General features: G+C 49.4%; 12 protein-coding genes. 9 read left to right on the forward strand and 3 right to left on the reverse strand.

What is annotated here, in order from left to right; all coding sequences use genetic code 11:
- Window positions 1-41: 41 nt before the first annotated feature.
- On the forward strand, window positions 42-881 hold the full coding sequence (locus tag AC0YNZ_RS17860) for a deoxyribonuclease IV (protein ID WP_475827899.1): 840 nt from the start codon (window positions 42-44) through the stop codon (window positions 879-881).
- Complete coding sequence (gene ligD, locus AC0YNZ_RS17865; RefSeq protein ID WP_475827900.1) at window positions 878-1,774, forward strand: non-homologous end-joining DNA ligase; 897 nt, start codon at window positions 878-880, stop codon at window positions 1,772-1,774. Before AC0YNZ_RS17860 ends, ligD begins: the two co-directional genes overlap by 4 nt.
- Before the next feature lie 47 nt (window positions 1,775-1,821).
- On the opposite strand, the gene ku is transcribed toward ligD, so the two are convergent.
- The 3 genes from ku to AC0YNZ_RS17880 all read right to left on the reverse strand — a co-directional run bounded on the left by ku (window position 1,822) and on the right by AC0YNZ_RS17880 (window position 3,499).
- Window positions 1,822-2,658 carry a non-homologous end joining protein Ku gene (gene ku, locus AC0YNZ_RS17870; RefSeq protein WP_475827901.1) on the reverse strand — a complete coding sequence of 279 codons (837 nt, stop codon included), beginning with the start codon at window positions 2,656-2,658 and terminating at the stop codon, window positions 1,822-1,824.
- Window positions 2,659-2,805: 147 nt separating this feature from the next.
- Window positions 2,806-3,117, reverse strand: a complete 312-nt coding sequence (locus AC0YNZ_RS17875) for a hypothetical protein (RefSeq protein WP_475827902.1) — start codon at window positions 3,115-3,117, stop codon at window positions 2,806-2,808.
- Between the two features lie 157 nt (window positions 3,118-3,274).
- Window positions 3,275-3,499, reverse strand: coding sequence for a hypothetical protein (locus AC0YNZ_RS17880; RefSeq protein ID WP_475827903.1), 225 nt, complete (start codon window positions 3,497-3,499; stop codon window positions 3,275-3,277).
- Window positions 3,500-3,715: 216 nt separating this feature from the next.
- Between AC0YNZ_RS17880 and AC0YNZ_RS17885 the strand changes: the two genes are divergently transcribed.
- The 7 genes from AC0YNZ_RS17885 (at window position 3,716) to AC0YNZ_RS17915 (ending at window position 15,193) form a co-directional block, all read left to right on the forward strand.
- A complete protein-coding gene (locus tag AC0YNZ_RS17885; RefSeq protein ID WP_475827904.1) occupies window positions 3,716-5,533 on the forward strand; it encodes a cache domain-containing sensor histidine kinase in 1,818 nt (605 codons plus the stop codon).
- A complete protein-coding gene (locus AC0YNZ_RS17890; protein WP_475827905.1) occupies window positions 5,526-7,046 on the forward strand; it encodes a response regulator in 1,521 nt (506 codons plus the stop codon). The genes AC0YNZ_RS17885 and AC0YNZ_RS17890 overlap by 8 nt, the downstream gene beginning before the upstream one ends.
- A 197-nt stretch (window positions 7,047-7,243) precedes the next feature.
- Window positions 7,244-8,713 (forward strand): ABC transporter substrate-binding protein, encoded by a 1,470-nt coding sequence (locus tag AC0YNZ_RS17895; RefSeq protein WP_475827906.1) that lies wholly within the window; start codon window positions 7,244-7,246, stop codon window positions 8,711-8,713.
- An 81-nt stretch (window positions 8,714-8,794) separates the two neighbouring features.
- Window positions 8,795-9,733 carry an ABC transporter permease gene (locus tag AC0YNZ_RS17900; RefSeq protein WP_475827907.1) on the forward strand — a complete coding sequence of 313 codons (939 nt, stop codon included), beginning with the start codon at window positions 8,795-8,797 and terminating at the stop codon, window positions 9,731-9,733.
- Between the two features lie 54 nt (window positions 9,734-9,787).
- Window positions 9,788-10,705, forward strand: coding sequence for a carbohydrate ABC transporter permease (locus AC0YNZ_RS17905; protein ID WP_475827908.1), 918 nt, complete (start codon window positions 9,788-9,790; stop codon window positions 10,703-10,705).
- Window positions 10,706-10,739: 34 nt separating this feature from the next.
- Window positions 10,740-12,059 (forward strand): glycoside hydrolase family 125 protein, encoded by a 1,320-nt coding sequence (locus AC0YNZ_RS17910; RefSeq protein WP_110772595.1) that lies wholly within the window; start codon window positions 10,740-10,742, stop codon window positions 12,057-12,059.
- Window positions 12,056-15,193, forward strand: a complete 3,138-nt coding sequence (locus tag AC0YNZ_RS17915) for a beta-galactosidase (RefSeq protein WP_475827909.1) — start codon at window positions 12,056-12,058, stop codon at window positions 15,191-15,193. Before AC0YNZ_RS17910 ends, AC0YNZ_RS17915 begins: the two co-directional genes overlap by 4 nt.
- The last annotated feature ends 18 nt before the right edge of the window (window positions 15,194-15,211 follow it).

Genomic DNA, 15,211 nt, shown 5'->3' on the forward strand with positions numbered 1-15,211 from the left:
GCCTAAGAAGGATGAATGGCTTTAGTGAGGGGAGAAAAAGAATGAAGCTTGGAAGTCATGTGAGTATTAGAAACGGATATCTTGCCGCAGCCCGGGAGGCATTAAAGCTGGGGGGAAGGGCTTTTCAATATTTTCCTAAAAATCCGCGCAGCTTGTCTGTGAAGCCCTATGATCACAGGGATGCAGATAACTGTAATCGTTTTTGCCAAGAACATGGACTTATTTCCATAGCACATACCCCTTATCCCACTAATTTATCGATCGAAGATCCAACGATGCAGCAAGTGATGATTGATTCCCTTTTAAATGATTTAGATATTGCTGAAGCATGTGGATCAACCGGCCTTGTCGTACATTTTGGGAAGTATAAGGGTCATGATCCCCTGCAGGGATATAAGTTAATGATTGAAATGCTGAATAAAGTTCTTATAAACTGGAAAGGTAAATCCCTTTTACTTATTGAGAATAATGCTGGACAAGGGGTGAAAATGGGGATCATGGTTGAGGAGTTTGTGCAAATCCGTGAACTGACGGATTATCCCCATAAAATCGGGTATTGCCTCGATACGTGTCATGCATTCGCAAGCGGGTTATGGACAGGGCATAATTGGACTGCAATCATGGAAAAGGGGATTGATTTAGGGTACTTCACCCACCTTAAAGCTGTACATCTTAATGATTCCGTATTTCCGAGCAGTTCCTTTAGGGACCAACATGCCAATGTCGGAAAGGGATATATCGGTGAAAATAACATGAGGGAATTTTTGCGCACCCCTGTAATAAGGGATCTGCCTATCATCTTGGAGACACCGAGTTCTCAGGGTTATTCTCATCGGGATGAGATTAAATATGTATACACACTCGCGGGGTGGGAAGCATGATCAAAGAATTTGAAATTGAGGTTGATGGGCATGCAATTAGGATTACGAATCCGGAGAAACTGCTTTGGCCAGAGTCCCAAATATCCAAACTAGACCATATAAGATACCTGATTGAAATGGCGCCCTATTTCCTTCCTTATGCCAAAGATCGGTTGTTAACCACCATCCGCTATCCCAATGGGATTCATGGAAAATCGTTTTATCAAAAAAATCTGCCTGATCATGCTCCTGCTTGGGTTAATACCCATGTCTGGCGAGATACCAATTATATTTTAGCTAATGATGTCCCGACGTTAATTTGGCTTGGAAATCAAGCGTGTTTAGAATTTCATGTATCGTTCAATCTGTACGATCGGCCGAAGCTTCCAACAGAATTAGTGTTTGACTTAGATCCTACCGATGTGGATAACTTTACCTTAGTATTAGAAGTAGCCTTACGAATCAAGGAAGTCTTAGATTCGTTAGGACTTGTCAGCCAGCCGAAAACATCAGGTGCTTCAGGTTTACAAATCTACATACCGATTGAGGCGCGTTATACCTATGAGCAAACACGTCATTTAAATAAGTTTATTGCCCAGTATATTGCGGATAAATATCCGGAGCTGGTTACGGTCGAACGCCTCGTTAAAAATAGAGGGACAAAGCTGTATTTTGATTATATACAACACGGGGAAGGGAGAACATTACCCGCCCCCTATTCCCCGCGTGCAAGAAAGGAAGGATCTGTATCAACCCCTGTGACATGGGAGGAGGTTCGAATTGGTTTTTCTCCACGTGATTTTACAATAAAGAACGTGAAACAGAGAGTGGATAAGATGGGGGACTTTTTCGATGTAATGACAAAGCAAAAAGCAAAGCAATCCATCGATCAGCTGCTTCAATTTATCAAATGAAGGATCTCTCAATCTCATCTGCCCGTTTCGCGACAGGGACTGACTGTTCATGACACGACATCCTTCGCTTTCTTCGCGGGGCTCTTCCTTTTTTTCGGCGCGGCGGGCGGTATTTTGGCAGCTTCAAGAGAGGCCTGCAGCGCGGCCATCAGGTCGATGACATTCGTGCGGCCGGCTGTCGGTGCTGATACCATGTCGACGCTTTCGCCGGCAATTTTCTGCTGGATGGCATCCAGCATCGCGGCGCGGTAGTCATCCGTATACTTTTCAGGGTTAAAGGTTTCGGACAGCTGCTCAATCAATGTCTTTGCCATTTGCAATTCTTTTTCGTTTACTTGGATTTGCTCCGGAAGATTTGGGACCTGCGAAAGGGAACGGATTTCATCAGGATAATGCATCGTCTCCATGCAGAGGCAATTTCCGACGGCGCGGATTGCGGCCAGGCTGCTTTTGCTTCGAATCGATATTTTGGCAACGCCGATTTTACCCGTCTGTCTGATCGCCTCAAGCAGCAGGCTGTAAGCACCGGCTCCGGCCATGTCCGGGGAGAGATAATAAGCTTTTTGAAAATACAATGGATCGATATCGGTCAGATTAACAAAGTCGAGAATTTGAATGACCCGCGCGGCTTCCGGCTTTATCGCATCCAGTTCCTCTTCGTTAAACAGCACAAACTTGCCCTTTTCATATTCAAACCCTTTTGCGATATCTTCGGGCTTGACTTCTTCCTCGCAGTGGGGGCATGTTTTGGTGTAGGAGATCGGCATGCCGCATGCCTTATGGATTTGGCGGAAATGAATATCCTTGTCATCCGTAGCCGTAAACATCTTCACTGGTACATGAACCAGTCCAAAGCTAATAGCACCTTTCCAAACTGTATGCATACAATCCCCGCCCTGCCTTTTTCCAATAGGATGCTCTCGTTTGACAAAACTATACGAACAAAGCCCGGCTCTCGGCCTTGCAGCAAATGCGGAAAAGACCCTTCACAAGTTCGTCTGAACTTGTGAAGGGCCTTTTTTGTTCTGAAGCTAGCTGTCGCTTTCCCGCTGTGCAGCTTTCGCAAGCTGCTGCCTCAACTCAGCGTTCTTAGCGGCCAGCTGCTTGGCTAAATCAGCCAGCGCAGCATCAATTCTGGCTACCTCGCCGTTTAATTTTGTAATTTGGGTCATTTTGCTGCTTAGATCACTGGGGGAGGAGCTCACTTTGATATTTTTTTGCAGCTGCTTTATTTTGGAGAGAGCCTTTTCTCTTTTGTTCTTATCGTTAAAGCTTTGCTTTTGCATTTCAGCGATTTCTCTTTTTAACCGGCTTGTTATGGATGAAGTGAAGCTAATGGACATGGGGGCACCTCATAATCGTATAGTGTTGCGTCGCCCCATTTTACTATAAAAAATCCGTTTAAGCGAGAAAGAAAGGCCCGAAAGAACGGCACCATAAGTAAAGTGCCATTCTCCCGGGCCTCCGTTCATTCGGAACGGTTTAACTGCTGCTGTCCAGCTATTGATCGATGTCTTGCTTTTGCTGCGGTCTGTTCGTACCTGCCTTGAGAGGTTTCCGTCCGACAAATCGTCCAATCAGAATAAATAACGGAGAGGTTTCGAGCTCGGCTAGATTGAGCATATCTGCCCAGTTGAAAATGACCAGAAACGGCAGTAATCCAATTGCAAGTATGCTGAAGATAAACCCGATGGAAAGACTGCGTATTACTTTGCCTAGTGTCATGTTCTCATCCCCAATCCTGCTTTTTTCCTCACCTTTACATTATATGCCCTATAGGCATCACCATTCAACTCTTTAAGGAATCCAATACTGGGAGATGCTTGGCGAGCGGCCGCCTGCCTACTTGTGTCCGCAAATCATACTGAAGTATCATTAATCGTTGTAGCGCAAATCGTATATACGTGGCCGCTTTGGGCATGCACGGGAAAGGAGTATATTTTGAAGGCTAGAAGCTTATACGACAACTATGTCAAAAATAATCTTTTCATGAAAATGATTCTGTTGTTCGCGCTGATCACAACGGTGACGATCGTGACTTTTTCCTATTTCATGTTTAATGTCATGTCGGGATCGATTGTCCGCAATGAGCTGGAAAATCAGAAAAAAGCAATGGATAGCGTGAACAGCTATATGACCCGCAAATATGAATCGGTGCAATCGATCATGCTGGATGTGTATAGGAATGAATCGTTATCGCTTCATCTCTCCTACTTTTTGCAGCATCCCTTCGAGGAATACATGAAATATCAGTTGGATCAATATGCCGATGAGGCGAATATAGACATGCCGAAGGGTCTGGACTATTTTGAGAATAAGCTTGAGAATGATGCGGATATCGAGAATCTGCTGCTGTACAGCTCGGAAAAGCAGTTTTTGTACGCGTACAAGCAGGGGCATGTGTCCCGGTTAATTTCGACTAATGCCTCGCGCTCTTATATACCGGATGCGATGGCTCTCGAGAACGCGATGGTTTCGGTGCCGAACGCTTGGGTACGCCATGCGATTGATCAGCATGAGCCGAAGCTTTTCGCCATGCGCGTTCCTATAACGGACAAAAACACGTTAAAAAATATCGGGCAGCTGCTCGTTTATTTCAATTCGGAACGTATTAAGAAAGCGTTAGAGAGCTATGAGGAGCAATTAAAGGGCTATATTCTCGTATTAGGACCGACGGGAGAAGTGTTGTTCGACTCCTCCGGCCGCTATTACGGCGGCCGCTATCCTTATGCGGATAAAATCGATTCCCTATACGATACGGCGATGCTTGAACAGGAGTCCTATGTGACGACGCTGACGCAAAATCAAGCCGGCTATCTGGTGGTGGGCGTTGCGCCGAAGTCGGAGGTCGCCGCGGCTTATCAAGGGCTGAAGCGCACCATTATATTGATTAGCGCGATTTGCATCATTATGGTGCTGCTGGTGCCGGTTCTGGTTGTCATTAATTTTGCGAAACGAACGAATAAAATTATTAGGTTCATGCGAAAGGTGGAGAGCGGCGATTTATCCGCGCGCATCCAGGACGAGAAAGAGGATGAGCTCGGACAAATTTCGCGCAGTTTTAACGATATGCTGGACGAACTAACAAAGCACATTGACCGCGTGTATAAAGCCGAAATTAAGCAAAAGCATACGGAGCTTGCTGCCCTCCAGGCAAGAGTGAATCCCCATTTTCTGTACAATACGCTCGAAGTGATAAGAATGAGGGCCGTATCCCAAGGGGCGAAGGATGTAGGCGAAATGATTTACAGCTTGTCGGTGCTGTTCAAAAGCTTCGTGCAGCCTAAGGGTGAGAATACGCTCAAGGATGAGCTTGAGACGTCCCGTCTTTATCTGGAGCTGTTCCGCATTCGCTACAAGGACAAGCTGTCCTACGAAATTATATGCGAGGAGAGCTTGGCATCCAGAAAAATAATGCGAATGGCGCTGCAGCCGATTATTGAAAATTATGTTGTACATGGTCTTCAGCCGCGCAGGCCGGATAATCACATTAAAATAAGCGTCCGGCAGGCCGAGAGCAGAATTCGGATTCAGGTTGAGGATAACGGCATCGGAATAGAAGCTGACCGGTTGGAATTGATCCGCGAGTCGATGGAATCTCTGGAGGAAAGCGGCGATTCTTTTGGCCTGCGCAGCGTGCACGAAAGATTGAAGCTGCTCTACGGAACGGATTACGGCGTTGAAATCAACAGCACGCCAGGCGTTGGGACGATTGTAACGATTGAGTTTCCCGAGCTGGAGGAGGCACAGCATGTATAGAGTATTTGTGGTAGATGACGAGCCGTTCATCATTGAGGGCTTGTACGATATTATCGATTGGGCGGCTTACGGTCTTGAAATCGTCGGCTCGGCGGAAAACGGTCAGGATGCGCTTGAAGCGCTTAAGCAATCGTCTGCGGATATTTTGTTGACGGACATTTCGATGCCGGTCATGGACGGCTTAACATTAATCCGGGAAGCGCGGAAATTCCGGCCGGATTTGAAGGTTATCATTTTGAGCGGCTATAACGAATTTGATTATATTAAGTCCGGACTGAAGCTTGGCGTAGAAAATTATTTGCTTAAGCCGATTAATATCGACGAGCTGCAGGAGACGCTTGCGAATACGATCGACAAGCTGAATATGACAAGACCGGACCGGTTATTTAGCGATTATGATATTCGAATTCTTAGGGATAATATATTATATCGCTGGTTAACCGGACGCATTGCGCCGAATGAGCTGCTCGAACGCACCGATATGCTGGAAATCCGGATTGATGCTCCTTATCTGGTTACCGCCGTGCTCCGGACGGAGAATCAATTCGAGCCGTCTTATGAAGCGGCGCAGCGGCTTGCCGTTCAAGATCCGTCGATGCTGCCGTTTGTAGACATTGACGGCGATCTCGTTATCGTATTTATGCTTGAGGATAAGGAAACGGGCAAAGAGAAAGCGATGAGCGTGCTTGAAAATATGCAAAAAAGGCTCGCGCCAAGCCCCTTGCGTATTTCGCTCGGCAGTGTGGAAGCGGTGGGTGAGGGCGCGCCGCAGAGCTACGCCCATGCGAAGAAGGCGCAGGAGTATTTCTTGCTGTCTGACGAACCGGCTATACTCGATTACGATTCGCTTTCGGAGAAGAACCGCATAGGGAATATTGCGTCCCAGCCGCTTAATTGGTCGACCTTCTCGAAGCTGATAAAGGCGAAGGATCTGGAGCAGCTCCATGCGGCAATCGATGCAGAATTCGAGCATTATCAGACGCTTGAGGGAGTTACGCCGGCATACATTCAAAGCATGGCGATCGAGATGATGATCCGGTTCAAGATGGAGCTCAAAGAAATTAAGCAGGCGGATCAGCCGGAGCTGTACAAAGCGGGCTTCGTGCAGATTATGCAGGCTGAGACGATTGAAGGCCTGGTCGCGGTCGTCAAAGAAGCGGCTGCGCTTACTGTGGATTCGCTCATGCGTGATGTGAAGAGCCCGATTATTCAGCTGCTGCTGGGCTATGTGCATGAAAACTATGCGCAGGCGCTGTCGCTGAAATCACTTAGCCAGCAGTACAATATCCATCCCGTCTATCTCGGTCAGCTGTTTCAGAAGGAAACGAATGAATCCTTTACCGAGTATATCAATAAATATCGGATCGGCAAGGCGAAGGAATTGCTGAAGGAAACCCAATTGAAAGTACAGGAAATCGCCTTGCAGGTGGGCTACTGGGAGACCGGATATTTCTACAAGCAATTCAAGAAATATGTCGGCATCTCACCGACCGACTATAAAGGACTGCTCTAATGCAAGATAGGGTAGTCTTTTTTTTCTTTAATTTGTACACCATACCTTTAGTTTGTTGTCTATTTGAAAATCGTTACATCCGTTATTTTTAAGTTAGCCCTTCAAACGCAGCGCGTATGAGGGCAGAGCAACAAAGTAAGCGTATGCTTTTGCAATCGGATTGTGCTTCGCAACATGATACGGGGAGGATTTAAACAATGAGTAGAAAGAAAAGAAGCTTCACGGCGGCGCTATCGCTGCTGCTGGTCATGTCAATTGTGCTAAGCGCTTGCGGGGGCGGCAAAAAAGAAAGCACGGAAGGCACTCCCGAAAAACCGGTAGAGCTAATCTGGTATACGATCGGTACTCCGCAAAAAGATGTGGATAAGGTTATGGCGGAAGTGAGTAAATACACGGCTGAAAAAATCGGCGTCACCATCAAAATGAACATGATTGATTGGGGCGACTATTCCCAGAAGCTGCAGGTAATGACAGCCTCCGGTGAGCCGGTTGACATGATGTTTACCGCGTCATGGGCATTCGACTACGTTCAAAACGCCAGAAAGGGTGCATTCATGCAAATCGATGATCTGCTCAAGGAGCATGGTCAAGGCATTATCGATACGCTTGATCCGGCATTCCTTGAAGGCTCCAAGATCGATGGGCATAACTACGGCATCCCGGCTAACAAAGAGCTGCCTGCTCAAGAGGTATGGCGCTTCAACAAGCAGTATGCAGATAAATACAAGCTGGATATTTCGAAGGTGTATACGTTAGAAAGCTTGGAGCCGCTTCTGAAAACGATTAAAGAAAACGAGCCGGACGTATATCCGTTCGCTGTTGATAAAAACCAAATGCCTTACGTGCCATACGACTATGTGATCGAGAAGCTGCCTATGGCAGTGCCGCTCGATACCAAAGACTTTAAGATCGTTAACGTGCTGGAAACGCCGGAGATGAAACAAATTTTGAAAACGATGCACAAATACTATCAAGCAGGCTACATCCCTACGGAAGCGGCTACGATGGATTCGATGACAGATGTTCAAACGACGGGCAAATGGTTCGCAGACCGTGCGACTTCGCAGCCGTTCGCTGATAATCTATGGTCGGCAAGCTACGGCTACCCGGTCGTATCGACGCCTGCAAGCGATGCGCTTATCTATAACTGGTCTGTTATGGGCTCGATGCAAGCGATTTCGGCTAACTCGAAATATCCGGAGAAAGCAATGGAATTCCTTAACCTGTTGAACACAGATCCTGTGCTTCGCAACATGGTCGATTCGGGAATCGAAGGCGTCCACTACAAGAAAGCAAGCGACAATGTGATGGAAAATCTCGACGAATCGAAAAACTATGATATGCCAACCTTCTCGCTCGGCAATGTTATGCTTACGTATTTGAATACGACTGATCCTGCCAACAAGTGGGAGGAGTTCAAGAAATTTAACGATGCGGGAACGCCGGCGCCGCTTCTTGGCTTCAACTTCGATACGTCGAAGGTAACGACAGAAATAGCGTCCGTGCAAAACGTGAAGGAAGAGTTCTGGGCGGCGCTAATGACAGGAACAGTTGATCCTGAAACTTACTTGGCCCGTGCGAATGAGAAGTTTAAGGCAGCCGGACTGGATAAAATTATGGCTGAAGCGCAGCGCCAGCTTGACGAGTGGAGAGCCGCGAACAAGTAAGCAAGCGGGAAGGTATGAGACGGGTGCCCGGCATTCGATTCATACCTTCTCTCATTAATCTGACAGCAGAGAGGTGATCACGTGGGAGCCTTTGGGCGATTTTTCAAAGATATTAATAAAAATAAAGCGATGCTGGTGATGGTGCTGCCGGCAACACTCTGGTTTATTTTCTTCTCCTATTTGCCGATGGCCGGCATGGTTATCGCGTTCAAGGAATACCGCTACAGCCGGGATGGTTTTCTGGCCAGCATTATCGAGAGCAAATGGGTCGGCCTGCAAAACTTTAAATTTCTGTTCAGTACGAACGACGCTTATATCATTACTAGAAATACGGTGCTCTACAACATCTTTTTTATCGTGCTTGGTCTGGTCATAGCGGTTGCGATGGCCATTATGCTCGCTGAAATTACGAACAAGAAACTAGCTAAGGTTTATCAGACGGGTATGTTCCTGCCTTATTTCCTGTCATGGGTTATCGTCGGCTATTTCGTATTCAGTTTCCTCAGCATGGACCGGGGCGTCGTGAACCAAATCGCCGGCTGGTTCGGCATCGATCCGGTGAACTGGTATTCGGACCCGACCTATTGGCCGGTCATTATCGTCGTCGTCTTTCTATGGAAATCGGTCGGCTATAACAGCGTCATCTACTTGGCGGCCATCATGGGCATCGATAAATCGCTTTATGAAGCGGCGATGATCGACGGCGCCAACAAATGGCAGCAAATCCGCAACATTACGATTCCGATGCTGACGCCGCTTATTACGATTTTGACGCTGCTTGCGATCGGCAAAATCTTTTACGCGGATTTCGGGCTGTTCTATCAGGTGCCCCGGGATTCCGGAACGCTCTACAACGTAACGAATGTTATCGATACCTATGTGTATCGCGGACTTAAATCGACGGGTGAGATCGGCATGAGTACGGCGGCGGGCTTGTATCAGTCGCTCATAGGCTTCGTGCTCGTTATTACATCGAACGGAATCGTTCGTAAATTCAACAAAGACAATGCTTTGTTCTAGGGATAGAGGCTATCTGCCCGAACAGGCAAGCATTGCGAAGGGAGGAAAACCGCTGTGTCCGTTCAAACGACGAAAGGCCGCGATTTTCATAGGCTTACGCCCGTTTGGAATATCGCTTTCCATTCCGTGGCCGGTATTTTTGCATTAATATGCGTATTTCCTTTTTTGTTCGTCACTGTTATTTCGTTTACGGATGAGGCGACGCTGGCCCGGAACGGCTATCAGCTGTTTCCGGAAAAATGGAGTGTTGAAGCTTACAGCTATTTATTTAAAGCGGGGGATCAGCTTCTTCGCTCATATGGGGTAACGATTGCCGTTACCGTTATCGGAACGGTTATCGGTGTCGTGTTTACGGCGCTTTTCGCTTACGCTATCTCGCGTCACAGCTTTAAATATCGCAATTTTTTCGCTTTTTTCGCCTTTTTTACGATGCTGTTTAACGGCGGGCTCGTGCCGACTTATATTATTGTGACGCAGCTGCTCGGACTTAAAGATTCGATATGGGCGCTAATCCTGCCGCTTGCAGTCAACGCCTTTTACATTATGATACTAAGGACGTTTTTCTCGACGATGGTGCCGGATGCGATTATCGAATCGGGCAAAATCGACGGCGCGGGAGAGTTCGGCATCTTCTTTAAGCTGGTGCTGCCATTGTCGCTGCCGGGTCTCGCTACCATCGGTTTGTTCAGCACGCTTGGTTATTGGAATGATTGGTTTAACGCTTTGCTGTACATTAACACGCCGAATTTAGTGCCGCTGCAGTCGATGCTGATGCGGATTGAAAATAGTATGCAATTTATTATGCAAAATTCTCAGAACGCGTCGCTCAGCATGGGCGTGCTGCAGTCGATGCCGCAGGATACGTCGCGTATGGCGATGGTCGTTCTCGCTACCGGCCCGATCGTATTCGCTTATCCGTTCTTCCAAAGATATTTCATTCAAGGCTTGACGGTTGGCGCCGTTAAAGAATAACTACGAATCTGTTTTCCGAAAAGGAGTATACACCATGGAGCAATTTAGATTACCGAAAATTCCGATGCCGGAGCTAACGCTGCCGGAGGCGGTTCAAGCTGTGCTGAAAGAAGCGGAGCAGAAGCTGGCGCATCGCCCTAAGCTGCTGCAGTTGTTCAAAAACTGCTTTCCCAATACGCTCGAAACGACGACTAAGCTGATGGAAGACGGCACAACCTTCGTCATTACGGGCGATATTCCCGCAATGTGGCTGCGCGATTCCGTCGAGCAGGTCATTCACTACGTCCCGTTCGCGAAGCATGATAAGGACTTGCAGCGGATCATCGGCGGATTGATCAAACGGCATATTTCCTATATCCAAATCGATCCTTACGCGAATGCTTTTAACGAGACTGCGAATGATTGGCATTGGAATACGACGGATGAGACGGAAATGTCTCCGTGGGTATGGGAGCGCAAGTTCGAGCTGGATTCTATCTGCTTCTCGATGAGACTGGCCCACGCTTACTGGAAGGAAACGGAGCTGACGGATATTTTCGATTCCGGCTTCAAGTCGGCGATGCGCAGTATTGTAGACCTATGGAAGACGGAGCAGCGCCACTTTGAGCGTTCTCCGTACCGCTTTATCCGGGATAACGGCATTCCGACAGATTCGCTGCGCAATGACGGGCTCGGTATGCCTGTAAATTACACCGGCATGATTTGGTCGGGTTTCCGTTCGAGCGATGACGCTTGCGATTTCCATTACAATGTTCCTGCGAATATGTTCGCGGTCGTCGCGCTGCGTCAAATGAGGGAAATAGCGGAATGGGTATTCCGCGACATGGATTTCGTTAAGGAGCTGAAGAAGCTGGAGGATGACGTTGATCACGGTATTCAGCTGTACGGAATTTATCAACATCCGGAATTCGGTCCGATCTATGCTTACGAGACGGATGGCTTCGGCAATTACTGCCTCATGGATGATGCGGGCACGCCGGGGTTAATGTCGATCCCTTATCTTGGCTATACGGCATCCGACGATCCGATATATGTGAATACGAGAAATTTCGCTCTTAGCAAGCACAACCCGTTCTATTACGAAGGAAAGGCAGCTAAAGGAATCGGCAGCCCGCATACGCCGCCTGGCTACATTTGGCATATGGCATTGTCGATGCAGGGGCTTACGGCAGCAAGCGACGAGGAGAAGCTGGCTTTGATCGCGATGCTGGAAGCGACTGACGGGGATACGGGCTACATGCATGAAGGCTTCCATGCGGATGATCCGGCTGTATTCACGCGCAAATGGTTCGCTTGGTCGAACAGCTTATTCTCGCAGCTTGTCTACAAGGCGATGAAGGATGAACTTTTATGAGCATGAGCACTATTATTTTTTATGATCCGTCGTTTCCGCTGGATACGCGCCTAAACGCTGATACGGAGGAACGTCTTGTTCAAACAGGCCATGTCGTTCAAGCGAATGAGCTGGCAAACGCGCTGCGCGCTGCGGAGGGCGGCTGCTTTGTGAATATGCATGCTCCTTTTTTCCCAAAGGACGCATGGGCCCAAATCTTAGCGTATTTGAAGCGCGGCGGGGGCTTGATCAGCATTGGCGGCGCGCCGTTTAAGCGCCCGGTTTCCAGAAGCGATGCCGGAGCCTGGAAGGCGGAGCCGGAGCAAACGGCCTATCACCGCGAGCTTCATATCCATGAAATCTTGTCTGTTGACGCAGCCAAGGTCAAGACGCTGTCTGCGCTCGCTGAGATTCCGCTGCTGCAAGGCAAGGAATCGTTGTTCGAGGCGCACGGTACGTGGAATCTGGTGCCCCATGTGACCAAAAGCAGCGATTTGCCTCATCAGATGGGTTCGGCAGGCCCAATGGACGCACAATTGTACCCGCTGCTCACGGGAGTTTCCGCCGAGGGAAGAAACGTTGCCGCTCCAGTCGTGCTGTTGGAAAACACGAAAGGCAGCTTCGCGGGAGCGCGCTGGCTCTTCGTCAATCAGCCGTTAACGGACAGATTTTGGCAGGACGGCGGCGTTCAGGAACTTCACCGCTGGGCGGAGTACTGCGCGGAAGGCGTAACGGAGCTTTGGCTTAAGCCGAACTACGCCTCCTATGAGCCGGGAGAGCGGGCGATGCTGACGCTGCAAATGCAGCAGCTGAGCCGTTCCGCTGCCGCGAATAAAGCTGCTGCAGCGAGCTGGAGCTTCTCCATCACAGTGGAGCATGACAGCATACCGGAGCAGCGCTGGACAAGCAACCTGCAGGAGGAAGCGTCCGGCAAGCAGCTCATTGTCCGCATACCGGTTCCGCTTACGCTTGCGAGCGGTTATTACAAGGTAGAATGCAGGGCTGAGTCATCTGCGGGAGAAGTGCGTATTCTTCGTCAAGGCTTCTGGGGTTTTGACCGCGAGCTGCTTGCGGAAGGCAGTCCGGTCACCTGTGAACGCGATTATTTCGTGAAGGACGGACGGCCGATGCCGGTCGTCGGCATGACGTACATGACCTCGGATGTCGCGCGTAAATTTTTGTTTTTGCCGAATGCTTCGGTATGGGAGCGGGATATGGCCCAGATGCGCAAAGCGGGTATTAATTGGATCCGTACCGGCATATGGACAGCTTACCGCAACGTGATGCAGGTGGACGGACATGCTTCGGAGGAGGTGCTGCGCTCAATCGACGCGTTTCTGCTGACAGCCAAGCGGCATGATCTGCAGGTGACGTTTACTTTCTTCTCGTTCACCCCGGAAACGTGGGAAGGACAGAATCCATACCTTGATCCCCGCAGCGTGGAGGCACAGAAGCGGTTCATTAGAGCGATCGTCTCGCGCCATAAGCAATCTAAGCATGTAGACTGGGATTTAATCAACGAGCCGTCGATGTTCGATCCGCCGCGTATTTTTTCCGACGGTCCAAGATCGCCGCGCGATCCCTTCGAGCAGGCCGCATATGCGGATTGGCTGAAGGAACGCCATGAATCGCCTGCGCGGCTGCAGGAGCTGTGGAATATGACCCCGGAACAGCTGCCAAGCTTCGAATCGGCCGTACCGCCGGAGCCGGAGGAAATCAACTTTGACGTGCAGGATATGCATCAGGGCAAGAAGGGGACGCGCTGGCTGGATTACGTGCTGTTCTCTATGGATATGCATAACCGCTGGGCACAGCAGCTGTACCGGACGATAAAAGAAGAGTGTCCTGATCATTTGGTTACGGTCGGACAGGATGAAGCGCTTGGCGCGCAGAGACCTTCTCCGTTCTTTTACAGCGAGGCTGTCGATTATACGACTGTGCATTCGTGGTGGTTGAATGATCATCTGGTATGGGACAGCATTTTTGCCAAAACGGCGGATAAACCTAATCTCGTGCAGGAAACCGGCATTATGTACGTGGAGACGCCGGAGGGCCGCGCGAAGCGTTCGGAAGCGGAGCTGCGGAATATCCTTGAGCGCAAGTACGCTTACGCCTTTGCGACAGGCGGAGCGGGTGCGGTTCAATGGATATGGAATACGAATTATTATATGGATAATGCGAATGAATCGCATATCGGCGCGCTTCGGGCGGACGGAACCGAGAAGCCGGAAGCAGATGTATCGTACGATTTCGGGCGGTTTATGGAAGAGATAAGAGATTTGTTTAGAGATCGGGAGCTTGAGGACACGGCTGTCGTTTTCCCGTACTCGAATGATTTCTCCAACCGCAAACTGGCATTCGACGCGACAACCAAAGCAACGCGCGTGCTCGCGTACGAGCTGAACAAACCGTTCCGCGGCGCTTCGGAATACCATCTGGACGAGCTGGAAGCAAATCCGGCAAAGCTGGTCATTGTGCCAAGCGCCCATAATATAGACGATGCTGCCTTCGATCAGCTGCTTGGCTTGGTCGAACGGACGGGTGCGACACTCCTGCTCACGGGTCCGACAAGCCTGGATGCCTATTGGCGGCCAGTTCAGCGTCATACGGAGCTGCTCGGATCGAGAAAGCTTGCGAATGTGCGCCGTGAGGAGCAGCTTCGCATCGGCGATCGGGTGCTGCCCGTTTCTTACGGCAACCGCCGGATTGCAGAGGTATGGAAGGAAATTCGGATAGAGGGTGCTAAAGCAAACGCCGATCAGCTGTTCGAGCTGCCGCTCGGCAAAGGACGGATGATCTGGTGTCCGCTGCCGGTCGAGCTGAATGACCGCATCGAGCCCATCTCGGCTCTATATCAATATGCATTAGCTTCAGCAGGCTGTACCGAGGAGCTGGAGTGGATAAAAGGCGGAAGTTTGCCGGGCGTATACGGCCGGAAGCTGACATTCCAAGGCGGAGCGCTGTTTGTATTCGTGTCGGAGAGCAGCTTTGACGCCGATATTGAGGTGAAGGATCCCGCGAACGGCGCCGGCTACTCCTTCATGCTGGAGAAGGAACGTTCCGTGCTGTTTGCAGCCGATAACAACGGTCAGCTGCTGTCGGTATACCGGCCGGATCAGGTGAGAGTGACCGTAACGCCGGCAAGCAACGACTAACAAGAAGAGGGGATCAAC

It is taken from the genome of Paenibacillus sp. J2L1-98, from assembly GCF_056269405.1.